The organism is Tateyamaria sp. LSS28 (genome assembly GCF_059611725.1).
This window is the reverse complement of sequence record NZ_JCAPFI010000003.1, coordinates 88,457-107,288: the sequence shown is the minus strand read 5'-3', so window position 1 is coordinate 107,288 and position 18,832 is coordinate 88,457. Positions and strand designations below refer to the sequence as shown.

Below are 18,832 nucleotides of genomic sequence, written 5' to 3'. Positions count from 1 at the left end.
ATGTCGGTAGAAGAGGCGTTTCATGCCTATGAGGCTGCCCGGCATCGGCTGCCACCAATTTCCACCGATAGCAGGACCTACAAAACGGTGGAGACACTTGCCGATTTCGCGGATGACTTCGACGTGTTCTTCCTCGACGCTTTTGGCGTGCTCAATATCGGTGAGACGGCCATTTCCGGCACGTCACAAAGGATCATGGACCTGAAGGCTGCGGGCAAACGTGTGCTTGTGGTCTCGAACGCCGCGGGGTCTCCCCATGCCACGCTAATTAAGAAATACACCCGGCTCGACTATGATTTCGCGCCGGAGGACGTCATCACCAGCCGCGCGACGCTGCTTGCCGAAATGAACGGGGAGCGTGGCATGCATTGGGGGCTCATGGCCACGCGCAGCACCGGGTTGCAATTCCTTGAAGGGCTCAGTCTCACCTACTTTGAGGAAAACCCCGCACTATACGACACGGTCGACGGGTTCTTGCTGATCGGCTCGGCGGCCTGGACCGACGCTCGGCAGGCCCTTATCGAAGACGCGCTCGCAAAGCGCATGCGTTCGGTCCTGGTGGGCAACCCGGATATCGTGGCCCCGAGAGAGAAAGGGTTTTCCACCGAACCCGGCCATTTTGCTAACCGTCTGGCCGACCGAACCAAGGTCGTCCCGAAATTCTTCGGCAAGCCTTTCACCAACATCTTCGATTTGGCGTTCAAACGGATTGGACCCGTCGACCGAGCGCGCGCCCTGATGGTCGATGATAGCTTGCACACAGATATCCTCGGGGCGCAGACGGCAGGCATCGCCTCGGCCCTGATCTCCGACTACGGTTTCTTTGCGGGCCACGATGTCCCGCACGCCATCGCGCGCTCTGGGATTGTGCCGGACTACGTGGTATGCCGACCATGAGCGCCCGTATCGTCTTTGATCTCGACGGCACGTTGATCGACAGTGCACCAGATATTCGCGGTATCGCCAACGCGGCTTTGGCGCGTTTTGGTGCGGATCCGATCTCGCTTGCGCAGACACATGACTTCATTGGCGAAGGGGTTACCGTCTTTGTCGAAAAGATGCGCGCCGCAGGTGGGTTGCCCGACAGCTTGCAGGATGAATTGTTGAGTGACGTGGTCGCACGTTACGATGACGCCGTCGGCCTGACTGTCACCTATCCAGGTGTTCTGGAAGCTCTGACCAGCCTGTCTCGCGACTACCGCCTGGGGGTTTGCACCAACAAGCTCTATCGCCCCGCAATGGCTGTTCTGCAGCATCTGAGGTTGGCCGACTTTTTTGAGGCCGTGTCAGGAGGAGACAATCCACTGGGCCGCAAGCCTGATCCAGCGGCTCTTCTTGCTGTCTACGAAGAGCTTGGCGATGGCCCTTTGATCTATGTTGGTGACAGCGAGATCGATGCAGAGACCGCCAGGCGCGCTTCGATCCCATTTTTTCTGTTCAGCGAGGGATATCGAAAACAGCCGATCTCCTTGATTCCACATGACGTCGCATTCGCGGCATTCAGTGACCTGCCCGATCTGCTTGCGTTCTATCTTGATGGCATGTGAGTTCTTTACTGTTCACAGTGTTCCCAGATCCAACACAGAAGTACGTGATTCATTGTTGAACCGCAGTAGTTGAACCTGATCAATCGGCTGAAGACTTCAAGCATGTCAGCAGGATAAACCCTCACGGCGTATCAGATATCCGGTGATATGGCCGGTCCATCCAGCTCCTTTTTGTGTGACGCTATCACCGTTTCCTGACTGCCACGCCATCTATTAAGCCTTCGGCAGTATTGGCTTCATCTGGCTCAAGAAAAGGAAAATCAGTTACTTTGTCTTTTGAATTTCTAAGAATCCCGATTCTGGTATTTTTGGTAGCGTCGATCCTAAAGCTTAGGAGCATCTGCATCCGATTTCTTTGCGGTGAAATGAATAAGTGCGCCTGCGCCCGTGTTGTCAGGACGGAACGCGCAATTTCAATGGCAAAGGATAGGATCGATGGCAACTTGGAGCATCATTAGTCACCCCGACATTTGGAAGGTCATTCAAAAGCACAAAAAAACGCAACTGCTGAATGCGCCGAAAATCTCTTTTGACTATACGGCGACGTTTCCCGACAAGGTCTTCAAAGAGATTAAGGCTGACCCGCTTCTGATCGAAAAGATACGAAATCCTTGTGAGCTCTTGTTCAACAAGATGATTGCTGAGATGTCGAAGATCACTCAGGAATACGACAAGGTTGTCGCGGCAAAGCGCCAGGCCATCACGGATAGAGGCGACATTCTGGCTGTCAAAACTCTGAAGGCTCTTCCTGCCGCTCTGGAAAAGCAGCTGAACACAGTGTCGAATACTTATGTATCCAAGATGGATGCGGCCTCAAAAAAGGGTTGGGACGATTACGTCAAGTTAAAGACCGCTTACAAGAAGTTCAGGATAAAGGTCAGGGTCGACTTCGCCCTGCGTGGTGTCGGTGTCGCCATCAATGCGATCAAAGTCGTCACAGCGGGGCCGGTTGGAATCGTCTTTGCTGTACAGGGTACGCTCAAGGACGCGGTCTCAACGGCCAATGAACTGTATCTCATCTTCCGAAAGCTGGAAAAGGTACAGGAGCGGATCGAAACCGGCGTGAACGCGCTGTCAGACAAGATGGCGGACGGCAAGGGCAAGAAGGCAGATGTGCTGAAGTCATTCGCCGCGAGCATCACGGGCTATTGCGGCAAAACGGGCAAGCAAATGCAGAAAGAGCTTAGGTTCTACGAGGGCCGGATGGTCGAATATGAGCAGAAGGCACACACGCTGAGCAAACGTTTGAACAAGCTGCTGGAGAAGGCGGAGTCGCTTGCAAAGAAGCTGCCGAAAGAGGTGGCCCAAGATGTGAGCAAGATCGAGACTGAGGTCGGCACGCTGATCACGATGGTCAAGGATCGTGTCACAAAACTACCCAACTACAAGACATTTCACAAAGATACGAAAAAGACACTCGACGACTTGATGAACGACAAAGGCCTGAAGAATCTTGATAAATGGATCAACGCCTTCGAGACGGCTGTGGATGCGGCCAAGATCGCGACAGGGGCGGCGAGCACCGATGCCTCAGGCTGGAAGAATATCGACAAGACGCTCGTGACGACTAACGGCTACCTTGTCTCGCTTGGTAAGGCTGTAGAGCGCCACTACAAAGGCGTGTCAAAAACGGTGGCGAATGCCGTCGCTTGATATCGGAGCGCGCACCTTAGGTGCGCGCCTTGCTCCGATGGCCGCTCTTTACGCTGCCAAGCAGCGCTATGCATTGAGTACATGCGGCGATATTCACGCTGCGCGCGTAGCGAGAAACATCAATGCCGGAGATGGGTTCAGAGCTGACAACGTTCTCGAAGCGTTCTATCCGTTACTGCTGAAGCAAGGTTCGCGAGAGTACGTCCAATCAAACAACAGGCCTGAGTTCGCTGCTGGAACAATGCAGGGCTGGCTCCGGCGGGTTGGCATCAAGTCTATCCGCATCTATCCTGCATCACCTTGGGAGAATGGATGCAATGAGCGGTTCAATGGGACACTTCGCCGGGAAGTTCTGAATGCCAAATGGTTCACCACAACCGAGCGAGCTTTGATCGTCATCCATCACAGAAAGTAATGCAATCACACCAGGCCCCGCATCAGGCGCCCACCAGGCCTAGAAACGCTATTTGAAAAAGCACAATTCTGTGGCCCGGAAACATGTGGATGGGCACGAACTGTACAGCACAGCTACGAACTGACGTATTCGTCTGGCGCTTATGCATGATCAACTGGCGTCGGTTCGGTTCGCAAGGCGTGGTACTCTCGAATTGAGACACTCCAGGCGCAATTGCGCAACATAGCGAACCATTTCGGTCGCAAACACGAGTACAGGCCTACTGCGGCCCCCCGCTGCTGCGTTCAATCCAAGAGCAGAACGGCCTCCCGATCGTCTGCGGCGCCTTTTGCCTGATCCATATGCACTGAATGTTGCCCTTAGCGGCTCAACGGGCTGACCCAGCCGGTTTGGTATTGACAGTTTGACACGTTTAAGGCCCGATACCAATCTTAAATTGGTTCGTATTTTCATACGTTCTTTGTCACGGAACCAAGCAGTGTCACAAGTTAAGCAAGATTGTCAGACCGGATTGCATGAGCCACCTAATGGTTGTGCCATGGAGTTGACCAGCTTGGCCTTGCGCTTCCGCGGACAATCAAATGACATCGTGGATCATGTATCCCTAGAGGCCAAATCGGGTGAAGTGCTTTGCATTGTCGGCGAGTCTGGCTGCGGCAAGAGCGTCACTGCGATGGCTCTAATGGGATTACTTCCGCAAGAATCCTCGATAATTTCATCGGGAAATCTGAGGGTTGGAGAAGACATCTTCGATCTCACGCGCGATACCTTGCCGCGCGTCATGCGTGGCAGTCGCATCGCGATGATTTTTCAGGAACCCATGACATCCCTGAACCCAGCCTTTCGCATCGGGGATCAGATATGCGAGGCGATCATTCAACACAGTGGCGCCACGCGCCCCGAAGCGCGTGCCCGTGCGGAAGACATGCTGCAACGCGTCGGCATTGCCAACCCTTCTCAGAGGCTATTCGAGTATCCACACCAATTGTCCGGCGGTATGCGTCAACGGGTCATGATCGCGATGGCTCTGGCCAACGACCCTCAGGTTCTTATCGCGGATGAGCCGACAACTGCGCTTGATGTGACGATACAGGCGCAAATCCTCGACCTGATCAGGGACCTGCGCGATGCGACCAGGATGAGCACCATCATGATCACCCATGATCTTGGTGTTGTTGCAGAGATCGCCGATCGAATAGCGGTCATGTACGGCGGTCAGTTGGTTGAGCAAGGGCCCGTGAGAGAGGTTTTTGACAACCCGCAGCATCCCTACACGATTGGTCTGATGAGCGCGATGCCCGGGCTGGACCGTCCGGGCGAGCGATTAGCGATTGTTCCGGGCACGGTTCCGACGATTGCGAATATGCCTGAAGGTTGCCGTTTCCGAACCCGCTGCGCCTTCGCAGCGGCGACATGTGCGCAGCGACCCACGCTCTCGGAGATTGTCCCGCAGCACCACGTTGCATGCCACTTTGCGCCTCTTGAAAAACACATTGAGGTGACCCGTTGAACCAAAACGTCATCCTCGAGGCCATCGATGTCGTGAAGCACTTTGGAACGGGTTCTGGCTGGCTATCTCAAACGCCGGTTGTGCAGGCGGTCGACGGTGTCTCACTTGAAGTGCGGCGCGGAGAGACCTTCGCGATTGTCGGCGAGAGCGGCTGTGGAAAATCCACGCTCGCACGCCTGTTGATGCGGCTTTTGACGCCAACCTCCGGCGATGTGCTGTTCGACGGACGACAGGTCAGTACCATCCAGGGCGAAGAGCTGAAGACGCTGCGCCGCGACATGCAGTTCATTTTTCAGGATCCCTTCTCCTCTCTGAATCCACGGATGACGGTGGCCAAGCTTGTGGCGGAGCCTCTAGAAATTCATGCGCCCGCGCTGTCCGCACAGGACCGCCGCGCCAAGGTGGCCGAGCTGCTGCGCCAAGTTGGATTGCGCGCCGAACACGCAGACAGGTATCCTCACGAATTCAGTGGCGGCCAGCGTCAACGGATCGGCATCGCGCGCGCGCTGGCCTCAGGGCCGAAGCTCATCATCGGGGATGAGCCGGTTTCGGCGCTGGACGTTTCGGTGCAGGCACAAGTGATCAATCTTTTGGGCGATCTGTCCCGCGACCTTGGGCTGACCCTTGTGATCATCGCACATGATTTGGGCGTGATCCGGCACATGAGCGACCGCGTGGCCGTTATGTATCTGGGCCGGATTGTCGAGATTGGCACGACCGAGGATGTCTTTACGGAGCCCAAACACCCCTACACACAGGCGCTTTTGGCCGCAATCCCGTCGATGGACGGGCCAGTGACGGATCATAGTGCGACGGTTCACGGCGAAATGCCTAGCCCATCGGATCCGCCGCCGGGCTGCCGGTTCCACACGCGCTGCCCACACGCGCAGGCGCTTTGCAAAACGCAAACACCGCATCTGAGTGGCGCACAGGACGCATCCCATCAGGTAGCCTGCCATTTCGCAGACACGTTGCAACGGCGACCCCGCCCATCAACCGCAACACAGAAATCCAAGACTGCCGAGGCACGTTTCGCGCTTTACCGCGCGGCGACAGAAGGCGGCGCCGTCACGCACAATGCAAAACAGGATCAGCCATGAACAGAGAGGATTTGAAGATGTCACAGATGAAAAAGGCCATTATCACTGCATTGGTTGGCGCAACCGCGCTCACTGCCAACCCGGCGCTTGCCAAGGATCTGCGGATCGCGTTGCAATCGGACGCAGACGTGCTGGACCCCGACCAATCGCGCACATTTGTGGGGCGGATAGTCTACGCCTCGCTGTGCGACAAGCTGGTGGACATCACACCCGACCTCGAAATCATCCCGCAGTTGGCCACCTCCTGGAGCACGTCCGAGGATGGCACTGCAATCACGATGCAGCTGCGTGAGGGAGTTGTGTTCCATGATGGTACGCCGTTCAACGCCGAAGCGGTGGCCGCCAATATCGACCGGTCGCAGACAATGGACGAGTCGCGACGCAAATCCGAGGTGGCCTCGATCACCTCGACCGAAGTCACGAGTGACTATGAAATTGTGCTCAATCTCGCCGGACCCGACGCAACGCTTATGGCGCAACTGGCAGACCGCGCAGGCATGATGGTCTCACCTACCGCGTCGGCCGCTGCTGGGACGGATTTCGGGTTGAACCCTGTCTGCTCGGGCGCGTTTAGCTTCACGGAGCGCGTGGCGCAGGACAAGATCGTTCTGACCAAGTTCGCCGACTATTGGAACGCTGAGGCGATCCACTTTGACAGCATCACCTTCCTGCCGATCCCCGACACCACGGTGCGTCTTGCGAACCTGCAAGCGGGCGACATCGACATGCTGGAGCGCTTGAACGCGACGGACCTGACACAAGCCAACGACGATCCCGACATCATCGTCGATAGCGCGGTATCACTCGGCTATCAGGCGATCACCTTCAACATCAACAACGGGCCCCGCGGCGACAACCCATGGGGTAACGACAAGCGTCTGCGCCAGGCGCTAAGCTACGCGATTGACCGCGAGGCGCTGAACCAAGTGGTCTTCGAGGGTGCATTTGCACCTGGCAACCAACCGTTCCCATCGACTTCACCCTGGTACAATCAGTCCTTGCCGTTAGAAGCCCGCGATATCGAAAAAGCGAAGGCACTCCTGGCAGAAGCGGGCTTTGCCGATGGTCTGGAGCTGGAAGTTCAGGTGCCCAATTCCACCGAGCCGCTTGCAGTCATGCAGGTGGTTCAAGCCATGGCTGCTGAGGCCGGGATCGACATCAAGCTGACCTCCAAAGAGTTCGCGACGCTGCTGGCAGACCAGTCCGCTGGCGACTACACCGCAAGCCAGATCGGCTGGTCGGGTCGTGTTGATCCGGACGGGAACAACCACCCGTTCGTGACCACCAATGGCGGGATAAACGACTCCAAGTATTCTGACCCTAAGATGGACGAATTGATGGATGCCGCCCGCGTGGCTGGCAGCACCGAAGAGCGCAAAGCGCTCTACGATGAAGCCATGACCATTCTGCTCGATGATCTGAACCGGGTGTTCCTGTACCACGTCAACTGGATCTGGGCGTACAACAGCAACATGAAAGGCTTTACACCCTATCCTGACGGCATGATCCGCCTGGAGAACGTGACCTGGGAAGAGTGATCATGACCTGCCCGCGCTGCCCCTGCGGGTTCTTTGCTGCTGAGGTTTTGACATGCTGGCGTTCCTGCTGCGACGCATCCTGATTGCTATTCCGACGATTGTGATCATCTCGATCATGGTCTTTGGACTGCAACATCTGTTGCCGGGCGATCCTCTTCTGGTGCTGGCCGGAGAAGAGCGTGATCCGGCCGTGCTGGAGGCGTTGCGCGAAAAATACCGCCTCAACGATCCGATCCCGGTGCAATATCTAGCCTGGGTGGGCAACGCCCTTCAGGGGGATCTGGGCGTGTCGCTGCGAACCAATCAGCCCGTCACCGAGCTGATGGCACAAAAGCTGCCCGTGACCATTCAACTGGCCCTGATGTCGATGGTCTTTGCCCTTGTGATCGGCATTCCAGCGGGCATCCTATCCGCGGTCAAAAAGGGCACGGCGACGGATTATGTCGCCAACGTCGTGGCGCTGTCCGGCTTGTCCATTCCAAACTTCTGGCTGGGGATCATGCTGATCCTGCTGGTGTCGGTGAAATGGCAGTTGTTGCCCGCCTCCGGCTACGTGCCGCCGTCAGAGGATCTCTGGCAATCGATCCGCACGATGCTGATGCCGTCCTTTGTGCTAGGCACGGCGCTGGCCGCGACCTTGATGCGGCACACCCGATCCTCGATGATCGGTGTGCTCAGTGCAGACTACGTGCGCACGGCGCGCGCCAAAGGGTTGGCCGAACGCGTCGTCATCCTCAAACATGCCCTGCGCAACGCGCTCACGCCCATCGTGACACTAACCGCGCTTTTGTTTGGGGAACTGGTGGCGGGGGCCGTTCTCACCGAGCAGATATTTACCATTCCGGGCTTTGGCAAGCTGGTCGTCGATGCGGTATTCAACCGCGACTACGCCGTTGTGCAGGGCATCGTGCTTGTCACCGCTGTGGGGTTCATCTTCATGAATCTGTTTGCGGACGTCATGTATTTCGTCCTCAACCCGCGCTTGAGGGAGCAGTGATATGACCCAGACCGCGACCCAAGCGCCAGCGCCCAATGATCCCCTGCTGGAGGCCCGCCCCGAGAACCGCGTGTGGAAAAAATTTCGCAGCCACAAGAGCGCGATGATCGGCGGTGCGCTGGTCGTGTTCTTCATCGCTATTGCGCTGGCAGCCCCGATACTACCGATCCCCGATCCTGCCGCGACGGATTGGGGTGCGGTGCGCAAAGCGCCAAACGGGGACCATTGGATGGGCACTGACGAAATCGGCCGCGATGTCATGGCCCGATTGATCTGGGGCGCGCAAGCCTCCCTGGCAGCGGGCGTTGTCTCGGTTGGGATCGCCGTTCTCTTTGGCGTGCCCCTGGGCATCGTTGCGGGGTACTTCGGCGGCTGGACCGACGCCGTCATTTCGCGCTGCACCGAGGCGCTTCTGGCTGTACCGTTCCTAATCCTTGCCATTGCGCTTGCAGCATTTCTGGGGCCATCCCTGACCAATGCCATGATCGCCATCGGGATCTCGGCCACACCGATCTTCATCCGGCTCACGCGCGGGCAGGTCCTCAGCGTCAAGGAAGAGGATTATGTCGAAAGCGCATGCGCAATCGGTCTGCCAACGCCCAAGATCCTCTCGCGCTACATCTTTCCCAACGTCCTGCCGCCCATTCTGGTGCAAGCGACGCTGACAATTGCCACGGCCATCATCGCCGAGGCGTCCCTGTCGTTTCTGGGCCTAGGTCAACAACCCCCTGCACCCAGCTGGGGGTCCATGTTGAACACCGCCAAGAACTTCCTCAATCAAGCCCCCTGGATGGCCATGTGGCCGGGCCTGTCGATCTTCTTCGTGGTGCTGGGGTTCAATCTTTTGGGTGACGGCCTGCGCGATGCGCTTGACCCGCGCGAACACTAACTGGAGGCTTCATGTCCAATTTCACAACCCGCCCCGAGATAAGAGGCACCTTTGGCGTCGCAACTTCGACGCATTGGATCGCGTCGGCGGTGGGGATGAGCATCCTTGAGAAAGGCGGCAACGCCTTTGACGCAGCTGTGGCAACCGCGCTGACGCTTCAAGTGGTCGAGCCCCATCTGAATGGCCCTGCCGGGGACATGCCCGCGATCTTTTACTCCGCCGAAACCGGCAAGGTCGAAGTGCTCTGCGCTCAAGGCGTAGCACCCGAAGCTGCAACGATTGAGCACTACATACAGCAGGGTCTGACCCTGATCCCCGGTTCAGGACTTTTGGCGACGGTCGTGCCCGGTGCCTTTGACGGCTGGATGTTGATGCTGCGTGATCACGGCACGATGACCCTGCGCGAAGTCATGCAGCCGGCCATCGATTATGCCCGCAATGGGCATCCCGTCTTGCCGCGCGTTGCCAACACGATTGCGGGGCTGCACGCGTTCTTCGAGGAGGAATGGCCCACTTCCGCTGCAGTCTGGACGCCCGGTGGCCGCGCGCCAGAACCGAACGAGCTGTTCAAAAACCCCGATCTGGCGGCAACCTATGATCGCTTGGCCTCGGCCGTGGGTGACACACGAGAGGTTCAGATCGACGCAGCCCGGCACGAATGGCGCGAGGGCTTCGTCGCCAAGGCGATTTTCGACTATCTCAAGGATGCGCACGTCATGGACGTGTCAGAGACCAAGCACAGCGCCGTTCTGGCCCCTTCGGACATGGCTGACTGGCGGGCGACATATGAGGCGCCTCTGAGCTACGACTACCATGGCTGGACTGTGTACAAGACCCACGCCTGGTCTCAGGGTCCCGTGCTTTTGCAGGCGCTGGCGATCCTCAAAGGGGTTGACCTTGGTGCCATGGACCCGAATGGGGCGGAATTCGTGCACACGGTGATTGAGGCGATGAAGCTCGCCTATGCAGACCGGGAGGCCTATTACGGCGACCCAGATTTCAGCGAAATCCCGATGGATGTGCTGCTGAGCGAAGCATACAACGCCGAGCGCCGCGAGCTGATCGGGGCCGATGCCTCACTCGCGCAACGTCCCGGACGGGTGCCGGGGTTCGAGGCGCAAGCGGATGCCTACATCGAACGCGCACAGCGCGATTTCGAGGTCGGCAGCGTGGCTGCACAAGAACCTACGATGTCGCATCTCACCGAAAAACGCGGCGATACGGTGCATCTGGATATCATTGACCGTTGGGGCAACATGGTGGCCGCCACGCCGTCGGGAGGCTGGCTGCAAAGTAACCCGGTTGTGCCGGGGCTCGGCTTCCCACTAAACTCGCGGGCGCAGATGTATTGGCTGGAAAAGGGCCTGCCGACCTCGCTCATGCCCAAGAGCCGCCCAAGGACGACACTCACCCCTAGTTACGCCGAGAAGGATGGCGTCCAACTGGTGTTCGGCACGCCCGGTGGTGACCAGCAAGACCAGTGGCAGCTGATCTGGTTCCTGCGATTTGTGCACTTCGACATGGGCTTGCAAGAGTGCATGGACCAGCCGCTTTTCCATTCCATGCACTTCCAAGGCTCGTTCTTTCCCAGAGAGGTCAAGACAGGTGAAATGATGATCGAACGCAATGTTGGCGATGACTTGATTGATGATCTGCGCACGCGCGGGCACAAGGTGACCGTGGCAGAGCCATGGACGGTGGGGCGCCTTACGGCGGCGCTGCGCCAGCCGGATGGCACACTGCGTGCGGCCGCCACCCCTCGATTGATGCAAGCCTATGCGGTGGGCCGATGACGTTTTCCCTGATTGCCAAAGACACTGATGGAAGCATCGGTCTGATTGTCGCCAGCAAGTTCTTTGCCTGCGGCGCCGTGGTGCCCTTTGTCTCGGACAAGGTCGCGGTCGCAAGCCAAGCGTTTTGCAATCCCGTTTGGGGAACCGAAGGACGCGCGCGGATGATGGCCGGCGAGACTGCCGAGGTTGTCCTGACTGATCTGGTCGCGCGCGACGAAGGACACGCGATCCGGCAGGCGCATATGATGGACATCAACGGCCATTTTGCGGCACACACAGGATCAGACTGCGTTGATTGGGCTGGTCATCTGATGCGCAACGATCATTCGGTTGCGGGCAATATGCTGGCTGGCGGGGAAGTGCTTGATGCCACATCCGACGCTTATAGCAAGGGCGTCGGCCTTCCCTTTGCAGAGCGTTTGATCACTGCGATGCAGGCCGGAGAAGCGACCGGTGGGGACAAGCGTGGCCGACAGGCTGCAGGTCTTGTTATCCATCGTGGGCAAGCCCACCCTTGGCTTGACCTGCGCGCGGATGATCATGCCGATCCGTTGGGTGAACTGGCGCGCCTGTGTGACGTTGCTCAGGAACGATACGTTCACTTCGCCAAAGGTATGCCCACGACCGAACGATTTTCAGGCTTTCCGACCCGCGACGGGATCGATGCAGATATTGCGCGCGCCGAAGCGGAACGAAAAGCCGCTGGCCGTCCAAGCCGGTCACAGGCGGTTGAGCTTGAATAATATAGGGGGCACCCTCTAAAGCACATTTTGATCGTTTGGAGAGACTGGAACTGAAATGAACGTCATGCCGCCCAAAGGTCCGCAGCAACAGGTGCGCGCGCGTCTGCTCGAATTGATCAAATCCGAGGATCTTGGATCCGAAGGAAAGCTGCCCACCGAGCGCGAATTGGCGGACCGTTTCGGGGTCGGACGGCGCTTTATTCGGCAGGCACTGGATGCGCTGGAAGCCGAAGGTCTTGTCTGGCGCAAGCAGGGCAAGGGCACCTTTGCGGGACAGCCGATGGACCCGATGGGCGATCTAGCCGCAAAGGTCACGGGCGAGACCAATGCGCTGGAAGTCATGGAGGCACGCCTTTGTATTGAGCCCGAGTTGGCTGCTTTGTGCGCTCAACGTGTGCTTCCGGAAGAAGTGACGCGTTTACGCATGTTGGCTCAGCGACAATGGGAGGCGACCGATGCTCAGGCCATGGAGCTTTGGGACGGGTCCTTGCATCGCTTGATCGCACAATGCGCCCGCAACCGTCCTCTTCTGACTGCATATTCGATGTTGGACAAAATCAGATCCAACCCTTCTTGGGTCCGTATTCGGGCCAAGGGCCGGACCGAGACGTCTTTGCAGGTCACCCACAGCGAACACACCGCAATTGTGGAAGCAATTGCAGCCGGCCATGCAGACGCTGCGCGGATTGCAATGCTCGACCACCTTGAAACACGGTTTGCTGCCTTGCGCGACGAATTGGTGATGGAAAAGATGTGTTAAGGACGCCCCCAACCAAATTAGTCAGTTAAAAAGGTATCGGGTTAGGCAGCACCGTGGCGATACCGAAACCGTTTCAGCATTTGCGCCGTTCATCCAATGCTTTCGACGTGACATCCAAACGCCTCTACCATGTCGATCGACTGGATCGAGACAGAATTGCCTGTTGTGGCAAAACCGATCTCAAAAAATCGCGCAGGTGCTGCTCCGCCTCACAGGCGGCGGTGAGGCGCGGAACGGAGGCACAGGAATGTGCCGGTTGCGTACATCATTAAGCACTGAATTTGATCGCCGAATACGCTTAGCTTTCCGATACCCTGGCAGTCAGAAGGTGTGTGGCCACAAGTATTCCGTCAGTACCAGCATTGGAATGCACGGCTAGAGCTTGAACCGCGCATTTCTTGCATCTTGGCTAAGAGCCCGACTGCGGCGAAGCGACGTTTGACCCGCATGCCGCTAGTTCATCCAGCTGTCGGTTTTGCCACTGCAGCGAATGTCTCCTTCGACAGGCCGCAGCGCAGCGTTGTCCACGATTATCGAACGGCAGCTCAATGATCGATCCCTGGATACGGCGTTGGATGCTGCGTCTGCCTCGAGGTCTACAGTGAGCCCAATTTACCAATGCCACGGAGCGCACCAATAACCGCTTTAGCAGTAAGTTAAGCCCTAGCTTAGCCTTCCCATGGCGGGGTTTTACCGATCTCGGCGATCAGGAAATCCATAAACACACGGACCTTGGGGGAAAGCACGTTAGACTTGGGATAGATGAGCCACAGCGCGTTGGCTTCGTCGCCTTCGTAGTCCGGCAACACACGCCTGAGCTGTCCTGAGGTGATCTCTTCATGCACGCTCCAGAGAGAGTTTAGGGAAATACCTGCGCCGGCCAAGGTCGCGTGTTTCTGGCTGAGCCCATCATCGATGATCAGCTGGCTTTTTGCAGCGCCCGGACTAAACTCGCCGGTCTCTCCATCTGCGGCCCTGAGCGGACGGGGACGCAGATGCCTGAACGCGATTAGCTTGTGATTGGCCAGTTCATCCGGGGATTTCGGCGTGCCATGCACGGCCAGATAGGAAGGGGCAGCGCAGAGAATGCGCTGGTCATCAGCCAGTTTGCGGCCTTTAAGACTGGTATCGAGCAGAGGTGCGTTGCGCAGGGCCAGATCATAGCTGCCTTCGATCAGGTCGAACTGCACATCGGACAGGTGCAAATCCAGCGTAAGATCGGGATGCTGGTCCAGGAACTTTGGCAGGATGGGCGCGATGTAAAGCTGTGCGAACGTGCTTGGTGCGGCGAACCGCAGGGTCCCGCTGACATTGGCGGTGCCTTTGCCGAGGGCAGCCAGTGCGGCCTCTTCCTGGGCGATCATCTCACGCGCGAAGGGCAGGAAATCCACCCCTTCAATGGAAAGCGAAACCTTACGCGTCGTACGGTGCAGAAGCTCGGCCCCAAGGGCGTGTTCCAGCTTTGCCAGTTTCGCGCTGGACACGGCTGGGGCCATGCCAAGGCGGCGACCGGCGGCGCTGATGTTCAGCATTTCTGCGGCCAGAACGAACAACCGCAATCCGTCTGTATTGAAACCCATTATATGCAAATCCCGAGTTATAAATACCAGAATATGCTGTTTATTTATAAATTGATAGCAATCATATTTGGTTTCATCGCAAGGCTGACACCCCTGAGGAGACGATACAGATGACATGCACGGCCACAGTTAATTACCACGTTCACAAGGACGAACGCCAAGCGTTCGAGCTGGATGCAGGTGGCATCGTCGGCAATCTGATCTCGCCCGAGTTGGTGGTGACACAGGTGACCTTGTCGGACACTCGGACAGCAAAGCGTCCGGTGGCGTTCGCGGCTGATGCCGTGGAATTCATAACCTACCCCAGTGCGGTGCAGGATTTTTGCGGCGACCACTGGAAAGACACCTACGACCGCGAACTGACGCAGCTTTTGAACAACAAGCTGAACGCACGCGAGGTCATGATCTTTGACCATACCGTGCGCGTGGATGACCCGGATGCAACACGCAAACCAGCGCGCAAAGTGCACAGCGACTACAGCGAAGACGGCGCAAAAAAACGTCTGATCGATCTGCTAGGTCCGGAAAAGGCGGCGACATGGGAGGATGGGCATTACGCCTTCATCAATGTTTGGCGGCCTGTAGAGCAGCCAATCAACAGCGCGCCTCTTGGCTTCGTGCGTCCGTCAAGTGTTGATCCGACAGACTGGATTTTGCTGGATCTGATTTACCCGGATCGCAAGGGCCAGATCATGGGGCTTGTGGGCAATCCGGATCATGAATGGATTTATCAATCGGTGATGACGCCGGACGAGGTTGCGTTTTTTAACATTTACGACAATCGCGGCCTGCCATCCATCGGGCACAGTGCGCTGGACATGGTCGAGGACCCAAGCCTAACCAGCATCCGCAAAAGCATCGAAAGCCGCACCTTGGTGCGCTACTGAGAAAGCAACCGTCATGTTCGACGACCACAAAAACGCGCGCTTCCCGCGCATCAACGCAGGCTATAATACTGTGTTCCAGCCAGGCCGCCTGAGCATTGGGTTGGTGCTGCCACTGGAGGCGTATGCCGTTGGCCATGAACCGACGATGCGGGACCATATCGAAACAGCACAACTGGCCGAAGAGTTGGGGTTTTCCGCGCTATGGCTGCGCGACGTACCCTTTAACGTTCCAAACTTCGGGGATGCAGGGCAGATTTTCGACCCGTTTGTGTATTTGGGTGCATTGGCCACAGCGACGCAGCGTATCGCGCTTGGCACCGCCAGCATCATCCTGCCGCTGCGCCATCCGGCCCATGTGGCCAAGGCCGCAGCGACGGCGGATGTTTTGTCAGATGGCCGGGTACTGCTGGGGGTCGCATCGGGTGACCGGCCCAAGGAGTACCCGGCGCTGAACCACAGCTACCCGGATCGCGGCGTGCGGTTTCGCGACAGCTTTGGCTACATCCGCGCGGCGGCAGAGCCCTATCCACGCCATCAAAGCGATCAGGGGTGTTTGCTGGGCGACATTGACGTGCTGCCCAAACCGGTCGGAAGCCGTCTGCCACTGCTCATAACAGGGGGCAGCCAGCAAACACCGGACTGGGCGGCGCAAAATGGCGACGGGTGGATGACCTATCCGCGCGATGTTGCCTCCCAGAACCGGGTGATCGCCGACTACCGGCAGCGGTTGGTCACGATGGGGCAGCCAAACAAACCGGTGATGCAATCGCTTTATGTTGATTTGCTGAAAACGCCAGATGCACAGCCACGGCCAATCCACCTGGGGTTCCAATCTGGCACCAATTTCCTACGCAGTTATCTGCGCGACATCGAAGCCCTGAGCGTGAACCACATCGCTCTGAACCTGCGATTCAATCAAGCCCCAATTGACACCACTTTGAAGCAATTGGCGGACGATTTGCTGCCCGACTTTCACTAAAGGACAAGATGTATGACCAAAACAATCCTCATCACAGGCTCGACAGACGGAATTGGCCTGCTGACTGCTCAGAAGCTGGCCGTCGATGGGCACCGTATTTTGTTGCACGGGCGTAGCGCTGCAAAACTTGATGCCGCCGCCGATAGTATCAGCGGCGCGGTGGAAAGCTTTGTTGCCGACTTGTCGAATTTTTCCGCAGTTAAGGCACTGGCCGGTGACATCCGCGCCAAGCACGAAAAACTGGACGTTCTGATCAACAATGCGGGCGTTTTGCGCGCGCCCAACCCGACGCTGAATGGCGGGCTTGATATTCGTTTTGTGGTCAACACCTACGCGCCTTATATGCTGACCGAACTTTTGCTACCGATCATGCCGCAGGATGGCCGCGTTGTGAACCTGTCGTCGGCAGCACAGGCGCCGGTGGACAGGGAAGCGATGCTGGGTCAACGCCAACTGGACGAAATGGGCGCCTATGCCCAAAGCAAATTGGCGATCACGATCTGGACCCGTGAGTGGGCCAGGACGTTGCCCGAAGGGCCTGCGATGATCGCAGTGAATCCTGGGTCATTGCTCGCGTCGAAGATGGTTAAAGAGGGCTTTGGCGTGGCCGGCAAGGACATGAATATCGGCGCTGATATCCTGATAGAGGCCGCCCTTGGGGCCCGGTTTGCCGATGCGTCGGGCAAATACTTCGACAATGACAGCGGCGCCTTTGCCAAGCCACATCCCGCAGCACTCGATGCGGCGCATGCGGCGGATGTTATGACAACGATCAGGACCATCCTCGGCCAGCAAAGCTAGGACCGCGGCGCACGCGCCGCCCCAAACCCCCAACCGTTTAACCCACCCCCTCGCGTCTCTGATGCCGAGGCCCAAGAAAGGACTGCCTTATGAAATATGAAAACTTTCAAACCTTCGACGTAGAAGTCGAAAACGCCATTGCCACAGTGACCTTCGATTTCGGTTCAGTGAATGTGCAAGGCCAGGAGATGCTGGCCGATCTCAATAGCCTGGCGATGCGGTTGGAACGCGATCGTGAGACAAAGGTCGTCGTCCTTCAATCGGCCAATCCCGAGATCTGGGTCTGTCACTATGACACGGAATTGCTAAAGGACATGTCAACAGAAGCCGTCTCGCGCGACGAGGCGCATCTGCTGGATCTTCAATCCGTTTGCGAACGCATCAGCAAAGTCCCCCAGGCCACCATCGCCAAGCTGGAAGGGTTCGCGCGTGGCGGCGGGCACGAATTGGCCCTTGCGCTTGATATGCGCTTTGCCGCGCGTGGCAAGTTCAAGTTCATGCAGATGGAAGTGGGCATGGGCATCCTGCCCTGCGGTGGCGGCGCGTCGCGCATGGCGCGGCAAACAGGCCTCGGCCGCGCGCTTGAGATCATTCTGAGTGCGCAGGATTACGATGCAGACGACGCTGAGCGCATGGGCACAATTAACAAAGCGTTGGAGCCAGATGAGATCGGGCCGTATGTCGACGCGCTGGCGCATCGCATCGCGCAGTTCCCGGCGGAGTCTATCAACGCTTGCAAGCAGATGGTCTACGAATCCATTGACAAGCCCATCGATGACGCACTGAAGGCCGAGGCCTATTGGCTTTACCAGGCGACCAGCAAAACCCCCGCGATCAAACGCTTCACCATAGCGGACGAACAGGCACTGGAACACGACATCGAAAACCAGCGCAACTGGAACGAGCTTGTCATGAAGGCTCAGGACATCAACTGAACCGCCTTCAAGAAGCACAAGCTGGCTGCCCCACCTGTCGGGCGGCCAGCTATAGACTCGGATCCTACCAAGCGACTTGGAGGCAGCTGCAGCAAGTACCCTTATCACTACCGCCGCCCCACACAAAATGCGCCACCGAAATCTAGGCATCATTGCAAACACAGCGAAGGTAGTTTCGTCCGGGCTTTGTCCGTTCACCCCAAATGTTCCGAGGTCAGTCGCGGGCCGAAAAACGGACGGTTGATGTAGCCGTGCGATCGTCAGACCGCGGGGTGGAGATGTGACCGGATTTCAATGCGCTTTACTTCTGCCAAGCATGCAAAGGTTCGAATTTAACTGCCCAATGCAAATAAATTGCCAGCCTTTACGGGCGGTCTAGCAATTGCTCAGGGGGCCTGCGGCCCTTGATTTCACGCTAGGGCGAAAATCTTGGAAGTTTGCTTTGCACCGCGAATTGTGAGTTCGAACAGGCCAGACTTTGCTGATGCAGCGAATGTCGGCAGTGCGGGTGCGGCCGCAGCATACACAAGCTGCGTTGAGTGTCCGGAATGGGCCGGTCACCGACAACGGCAGGAGATGAACCAAACAACAGAACAGTTCTGTTGGGGCAGGGGGGCTGACAGCGCCTCGCAGACATTTCAAAGGTATCCGATAACTTGGCAGTTTCTTTCGATGCAGCAGCAAACGCGGCGCAAACCGCGACTC

Annotated in this window: 17 protein-coding genes; 16 read left to right on the top strand and 1 reads right to left on the bottom strand. The window is 57.6% G+C overall.

The window, feature by feature from the left end:
- The 12 genes from AC53L6_RS09080 (at position 1) to AC53L6_RS09025 (ending at position 12,945) form a co-directional block, all read left to right on the top strand.
- Entirely contained in the window at positions 1-897 is an 897-nt protein-coding gene (locus tag AC53L6_RS09080) for an HAD-IIA family hydrolase (RefSeq protein ID WP_496908069.1), read from the top strand.
- The gene (locus AC53L6_RS09075) at positions 894-1,547 is read left to right on the top strand and encodes an HAD-IA family hydrolase (protein ID WP_496907625.1); all 654 of its coding nucleotides are present in this window, start codon (positions 894-896) and stop codon (positions 1,545-1,547) included. The genes AC53L6_RS09080 and AC53L6_RS09075 overlap by 4 nt, the downstream gene beginning before the upstream one ends.
- Before the next feature lie 435 nt (positions 1,548-1,982).
- Entirely contained in the window at positions 1,983-3,200 is a 1,218-nt protein-coding gene (locus tag AC53L6_RS09070) for a hypothetical protein (RefSeq protein ID WP_496907624.1), read from the top strand.
- A complete protein-coding gene (locus tag AC53L6_RS09065) occupies positions 3,187-3,615 on the top strand; it encodes an integrase core domain-containing protein (protein WP_299596375.1) in 429 nt (142 codons plus the stop codon). The genes AC53L6_RS09070 and AC53L6_RS09065 overlap by 14 nt, the downstream gene beginning before the upstream one ends.
- A 403-nt stretch (positions 3,616-4,018) precedes the next feature.
- Positions 4,019-5,125, top strand: coding sequence for an ABC transporter ATP-binding protein (locus AC53L6_RS09060; RefSeq protein WP_496907623.1), 1,107 nt, complete (start codon positions 4,019-4,021; stop codon positions 5,123-5,125).
- Entirely contained in the window at positions 5,122-6,225 is a 1,104-nt protein-coding gene (locus AC53L6_RS09055) for an ABC transporter ATP-binding protein (RefSeq protein ID WP_496907622.1), read from the top strand. Before AC53L6_RS09060 ends, AC53L6_RS09055 begins: the two co-directional genes overlap by 4 nt.
- Before the next feature lie 17 nt (positions 6,226-6,242).
- Positions 6,243-7,763, top strand: a complete 1,521-nt coding sequence (locus tag AC53L6_RS09050) for an ABC transporter substrate-binding protein (RefSeq protein WP_496907621.1) — start codon at positions 6,243-6,245, stop codon at positions 7,761-7,763.
- Between the two features lie 52 nt (positions 7,764-7,815).
- On the top strand, positions 7,816-8,760 hold the full coding sequence (locus AC53L6_RS09045) for an ABC transporter permease (protein ID WP_299596365.1): 945 nt from the start codon (positions 7,816-7,818) through the stop codon (positions 8,758-8,760).
- Position 8,761: 1 nt separating this feature from the next.
- The gene (locus tag AC53L6_RS09040) at positions 8,762-9,649 is read left to right on the top strand and encodes an ABC transporter permease (protein ID WP_496907620.1); all 888 of its coding nucleotides are present in this window, start codon (positions 8,762-8,764) and stop codon (positions 9,647-9,649) included.
- 11 nt (positions 9,650-9,660) lie between these two features.
- Complete coding sequence (locus tag AC53L6_RS09035; protein WP_496907619.1) at positions 9,661-11,442, top strand: gamma-glutamyltransferase family protein; 1,782 nt, start codon at positions 9,661-9,663, stop codon at positions 11,440-11,442.
- Positions 11,439-12,185 carry a DUF1028 domain-containing protein gene (locus AC53L6_RS09030; protein ID WP_496907618.1) on the top strand — a complete coding sequence of 249 codons (747 nt, stop codon included), beginning with the start codon at positions 11,439-11,441 and terminating at the stop codon, positions 12,183-12,185. Before AC53L6_RS09035 ends, AC53L6_RS09030 begins: the two co-directional genes overlap by 4 nt.
- 55 nt (positions 12,186-12,240) lie before the next feature.
- Complete coding sequence (locus tag AC53L6_RS09025) at positions 12,241-12,945, top strand: FadR/GntR family transcriptional regulator (RefSeq protein WP_299596357.1); 705 nt, start codon at positions 12,241-12,243, stop codon at positions 12,943-12,945.
- A 668-nt stretch (positions 12,946-13,613) separates the two neighbouring features.
- Here AC53L6_RS09025 and AC53L6_RS09020 read toward each other — a convergent pair.
- Positions 13,614-14,525: a LysR family transcriptional regulator gene (locus AC53L6_RS09020; RefSeq protein WP_496907617.1), complete on the bottom strand. Its 912-nt coding sequence runs from the start codon at positions 14,523-14,525 to the stop codon at positions 13,614-13,616.
- A gap of 110 nt (positions 14,526-14,635) precedes the next feature.
- Here AC53L6_RS09020 and AC53L6_RS09015 point away from each other — a divergent pair, with 110 nt between their 5' ends.
- From AC53L6_RS09015 to AC53L6_RS09000, 4 genes are all read left to right on the top strand, one after another.
- A complete protein-coding gene (locus AC53L6_RS09015) occupies positions 14,636-15,412 on the top strand; it encodes a CmcJ/NvfI family oxidoreductase (protein ID WP_496907616.1) in 777 nt (258 codons plus the stop codon).
- A 13-nt stretch (positions 15,413-15,425) separates the two neighbouring features.
- A complete protein-coding gene (locus AC53L6_RS09010; RefSeq protein WP_496907615.1) occupies positions 15,426-16,391 on the top strand; it encodes an LLM class oxidoreductase in 966 nt (321 codons plus the stop codon).
- 12 nt (positions 16,392-16,403) lie between these two features.
- On the top strand, positions 16,404-17,192 hold the full coding sequence (locus AC53L6_RS09005) for an SDR family NAD(P)-dependent oxidoreductase (protein ID WP_496907614.1): 789 nt from the start codon (positions 16,404-16,406) through the stop codon (positions 17,190-17,192).
- An 89-nt stretch (positions 17,193-17,281) separates the two neighbouring features.
- Positions 17,282-18,127: an enoyl-CoA hydratase/isomerase family protein gene (locus AC53L6_RS09000; protein WP_496907613.1), complete on the top strand. Its 846-nt coding sequence runs from the start codon at positions 17,282-17,284 to the stop codon at positions 18,125-18,127.
- Positions 18,128-18,832 lie beyond the last annotated feature (705 nt).

Bases quoted from the DNA above. Each gene is read 5' to 3' on its own strand.
- AC53L6_RS09030 (WP_496907618.1), top strand. From the start codon at position 11,439: ATGACGTTTTCCCTGATTGCCAAAGACACTGATGGAAGCATCGGTCTG.
- AC53L6_RS09000 (WP_496907613.1), top strand. From the start codon at position 17,282: ATGAAATATGAAAACTTTCAAACCTTCGACGTAGAAGTCGAAAACGCC.
- AC53L6_RS09025 (WP_299596357.1), top strand. From the start codon at position 12,241: ATGAACGTCATGCCGCCCAAAGGTCCGCAGCAACAGGTGCGCGCGCGT.
- AC53L6_RS09075 (WP_496907625.1), top strand. From the start codon at position 894: ATGAGCGCCCGTATCGTCTTTGATCTCGACGGCACGTTGATCGACAGT.
- AC53L6_RS09070 (WP_496907624.1), top strand. From the start codon at position 1,983: ATGGCAACTTGGAGCATCATTAGTCACCCCGACATTTGGAAGGTCATT.
- AC53L6_RS09050 (WP_496907621.1), top strand. From the start codon at position 6,243: ATGTCACAGATGAAAAAGGCCATTATCACTGCATTGGTTGGCGCAACC.
- AC53L6_RS09035 (WP_496907619.1), top strand. From the start codon at position 9,661: ATGTCCAATTTCACAACCCGCCCCGAGATAAGAGGCACCTTTGGCGTC.
- AC53L6_RS09080 (WP_496908069.1), top strand. From the start codon at position 1: ATGTCGGTAGAAGAGGCGTTTCATGCCTATGAGGCTGCCCGGCATCGG.
- AC53L6_RS09065 (WP_299596375.1), top strand. From the start codon at position 3,187: ATGCCGTCGCTTGATATCGGAGCGCGCACCTTAGGTGCGCGCCTTGCT.
- AC53L6_RS09010 (WP_496907615.1), top strand. From the start codon at position 15,426: ATGTTCGACGACCACAAAAACGCGCGCTTCCCGCGCATCAACGCAGGC.
- AC53L6_RS09020 (WP_496907617.1), bottom strand. From the start codon at position 14,525: ATGGGTTTCAATACAGACGGATTGCGGTTGTTCGTTCTGGCCGCAGAA.
- AC53L6_RS09045 (WP_299596365.1), top strand. From the start codon at position 7,816: ATGCTGGCGTTCCTGCTGCGACGCATCCTGATTGCTATTCCGACGATT.
- AC53L6_RS09040 (WP_496907620.1), top strand. From the start codon at position 8,762: ATGACCCAGACCGCGACCCAAGCGCCAGCGCCCAATGATCCCCTGCTG.
- AC53L6_RS09015 (WP_496907616.1), top strand. From the start codon at position 14,636: ATGACATGCACGGCCACAGTTAATTACCACGTTCACAAGGACGAACGC.
- AC53L6_RS09005 (WP_496907614.1), top strand. From the start codon at position 16,404: ATGACCAAAACAATCCTCATCACAGGCTCGACAGACGGAATTGGCCTG.